This window comes from Methanospirillum sp. (assembly GCF_035560735.1).
Taxonomy (GTDB): domain Archaea; phylum Halobacteriota; class Methanomicrobia; order Methanomicrobiales; family Methanospirillaceae; genus Methanospirillum.
The window spans coordinates 1-3,613 of record NZ_DATMYY010000117.1; the positions used below are offsets into that span (position 1 = coordinate 1).

The 3,613-nt window shown below is 43.3% G+C and carries 3 protein-coding genes; all 3 read right to left on the minus strand.

The window, feature by feature from the left end:
• Positions 1-352: 352 nt before the first annotated feature.
• From VN429_RS03640 to VN429_RS03650, 3 genes are read right to left on the minus strand one after another with little or no spacing between them, the layout of a single operon-like run.
• Positions 353-1,051: an ABC transporter ATP-binding protein gene (locus tag VN429_RS03640; RefSeq protein WP_325629901.1), complete on the minus strand. Its 699-nt coding sequence runs from the start codon at positions 1,049-1,051 to the stop codon at positions 353-355.
• The gene (locus VN429_RS03645) at positions 1,048-2,259 is read right to left on the minus strand and encodes an ABC transporter permease (RefSeq protein WP_325629903.1); all 1,212 of its coding nucleotides are present in this window, start codon (positions 2,257-2,259) and stop codon (positions 1,048-1,050) included. The genes VN429_RS03640 and VN429_RS03645 overlap by 4 nt, the downstream gene beginning before the upstream one ends.
• Positions 2,260-2,262: 3 nt before the next feature.
• Positions 2,263-3,486: a COG1361 S-layer family protein gene (locus VN429_RS03650; protein ID WP_325629904.1), complete on the minus strand. Its 1,224-nt coding sequence runs from the start codon at positions 3,484-3,486 to the stop codon at positions 2,263-2,265.
• Between the last annotated feature and the right edge of the window lie 127 nt (positions 3,487-3,613).

The window sequence follows — 3,613 nt, forward strand, 5'->3', positions numbered from 1 at the left end:
CCCGCCCAAACTCCATTTCTCCCGCCCGCCCGCCGGGACCCTGCTATGAATTATGAGGAAGGTACCATTCACGAAACTGATCCATATCTGGCCTACACCTGGCTATTGGTGCCTTTTGTGTTATCTTCAAACTCTGAACTACTCAGTTTGAAGACCGCTCCGGGATTTTAGAGAGTCTCCCTGCCTGATATCCTGGACCACATTAAACTTATGTACGTAACACCCAGGAATTCAAATTTTAATAACTCATGGAAATGGTATACCTACATGATTAATACCATCCCTGATTACTGAAAACCAGGAAACCTGTCCTTCATAACATCAGAAGTTCAGATAAATAGATACACTTTCTTCAGGGAGGATTGCTTTTTCTGTGGCATTCACGCTGATCTGAGATCTCACCATCTGAAAGGATAATCATCCGGCACATGTATTCTTCATGCCACTCTTCATGAGTAACCATAATAATAGTCTGTGAATATTCCTCGTTTAGGCGCTTGAACAGATCCAGAATGTTTCGTGATGTCTTTGAATCAAGATTTGCACATGGTTCATCAGCAAATAATATTTTTGGTGTATTTATAAGGGCACGTGCAATGGCAACCCTCTGCTGCTCTCCACCTGAAAGTTCATTCTGTTTATGGTACATGCGATGACCAAGACCCACCTGGGAAAGTATCTCTTCACTCTTCCTCAGGTATTCATCTTTGGGCATTCCTCTTGCCTTTGCAGGAAGAAACACATTTTCCAGAACTGACAATTCAGGAACCAGGGCATAATCCTGGAATACGTATCCTAAATTCTGTAGCCTGAACTCGGTTTTTTCATCCTCTGATAATTCATTGATAGAGGTGTCATTAATTGTCAGAGTGCCTGATGTTGGTTGATCAAGGAGCCCAATTATGTGAAGCAGGGTGGATTTTCCACTTCCACTCGCTCCGGTAATCCCCACAAACTCGCCGGGTGAAATTGTGAATGAGACATCCCGAAGAGCATGTACCGTGGTTTTTCCAAGAGAGTAAACTCGTGATACATGATCGGCACGAATCATACCGAACCTCGGATAGCATCCAGGATAGGCTCTTTACTTGTCTGGTACGATGGAATAAATCCGGAAATAAGCGAAACTAAAAACAATAATATGATGCTCCTGATAAAGGGCTCTGCTTCCACCATCGGATACACGGCTCCTCCCGGAAAGACGAGTGGATGGATATTCAGATATGCAACCAGCATGAAAGCGAGAATCAGGCCGAATATGCATCCCCAGGCAGCCATAAACATAACCTGGAACAGGTATGAAAGAACAATTGTGTTTTTATGAATTCCGATGGCTTTTAAAATTCCAATCTGTCTGCGTTTATTAATGGTGTTGATATAGACCACTATGAATGTGACTACCATTGCAATCACGAGACTCACACCGGTTGAGATCCCGTTGATGATACCAAAAGCTGTCACAGCATCTTTTACTGCACTACTGGATTTTTCATCATAGGTACGAACCTGTTCACTGACTCCGAATTCCATTAAACGAAGTTTATCACTTTCTTCATTGCCATTTCTGGTCATCCTGACTAGTACGGATGATGCCTTATCATGTGTTCCAAGAGCTCCTTCCATCTCTCTCAAAGTGATAAATCCGTACTGGTCTATTCCATAAACTCCTGAAGAGAGGATTCCTTTTACTCGCAGATTTCGGGTCTCTCCATTATTGAATGTAACAAGAACCTGGTCACCAACCTGTGGACCTCCGAGTGACTCGGATTTATCTTTTGTCTTATCCTGGTTTCCGGCAAGAGTAGTGCCCAGGATTATGGAGTCGGTATCTCCATCTGACAAGAATTCACCATCCTTTACGGTTGTATAAATCTTTGTTACCTGCTCATCTGATGTCGGGGTAAGGCCTACCAGGACTCCTGAGAGGGTTTTGCCACGATAATTATATGTTGCACCGATCTGGATGCGGGGTGAAGTTCCAAAAACGTCCGGAATCTGGTCAACCTTGTGCAGGAGTGTCGAAACGTTCTGTATGTATATCTCATTCTCTTTTGGCTCGATAACAAGATTTCCAAACGAGTAATCAATCGACTGAGCGTTATAATTGACGATGACGCCTGAAATGATCGAAGGGAGAAAGACCAGGTTTACAAAAACCAGTGCCATGATCGTGATCGTCAGAAACAGTGTGAACCGGTTTCCATTCTGAATCGAACGAAGTGCCAGAAAAAAGGCGATAGAGAGATTAGGTCCTGACATAATTTAGGGAGAAATCCGCCGTCTGTAGAGAAGAACTGCTCCACCTGCAATGATCACTCCCACAATCAGTACCCATATTGCAGTTCCATCTGTTTGTTGAACTGAAACAGACAGAGGTTCTGATAGTACATGTTTCCCAAAATCATCCTCATATGTGACATTCAGAGTATAGAATATCTCTCCGCTCTGAGTTGCCTTGAGATTGAAAACCGCCGGAGCATCATTATCCGGCTTGATCGTTCCAACAAATGCCTCTTTGATTCCTTGAAACGGAATATCAAGATCAGCCCTGACCGACTTTGCATCATCGGTTCCGGTATTTTCAATTCTGATAATGAGAGAGAGTGAATCACCCAATCGTATCTGCTGGGGAGATACCTGGTACTTTGAAACTCCGACCTCACCTTTTCCCTGAATTTTAATGCCTATCTGCGCTGTTTGTTCTGATTTGGTATTATCAGCGGTCTGGTATTTCACGACCAGTGGAAATTGAAGTATTCCGATGGGGATATCCTTGTCAGTAGTAAATGACAGGTTGAGATGATTTGATTCACCGGGAGCGAGTTCCTTGATAAAATACTGATCCGGGGTTAGTGATGTGATAGATCGCTGTGGTGTTTCAATGATGACATTAATATAATGAGCCTTTGTTCGGCCTTCATTTGTGATATTGACACCCATGTCAAATGAGGATCCAGGTGTGACGCTGTCCGGAATATCCCGCGTTATCTTAAAGGATGGTAGATTTGATAGTGCATATGGTGAGTTCACGTTGACAGGAACAGGGTATTTTACACTTCCAGAATTTCTGATTCTAATCCAGACTTCAGGAAAATACACTCCCTGAGCTCCTGGTGCTGTCAAAAAGAAGGTAAGGTTTACTGACTGTCCGGGTCCTATTTCTCCGATATCTTCATACCAGCCGCTCATCACCTGAAAATCTTTTGTTTTCAGGGTTGCTGATTCAATATATGCATTCACCGGTGTTGTCAGTGATTCTGATAGTGATCCTACAGAACCCGAACCTGTTGTTGATGATGCAGTCCGTGAGGCTTGTTGTGCAGTATTTGTCAGTGTCACCGTGATTGATACGGGATCAGATGGCATCACAACATCAGGGCTGATGTGGTATCCGGTCACCATAACAGTCGGATTATTGTCAGCGATGGCAGCAGGCATCAGAAGGAGTACTGCCATTAAAATGAGGAGCAGGATTTTGAACGACATAATGATCTGGCTGACTTGGATCATAGTATGCCGTTACTACCTATATATGATGTCGAGGTTCACAATTTGCAACAGGTCACAGATGTATCAAGATTATTTATGACGACGATCCTTTCTACATTCTAAT

Coding starts and splice junctions, on each gene's coding strand:
- VN429_RS03640 (WP_325629901.1), bottom strand. CDS start 1,051: ATGATTCGTGCCGATCATGTATCACGAGTTTACTCTCTTGGAAAAACC.
- VN429_RS03645 (WP_325629903.1), bottom strand. CDS start 2,259: ATGTCAGGACCTAATCTCTCTATCGCCTTTTTTCTGGCACTTCGTTCG.
- VN429_RS03650 (WP_325629904.1), bottom strand. CDS start 3,486: ATGTCGTTCAAAATCCTGCTCCTCATTTTAATGGCAGTACTCCTTCTG.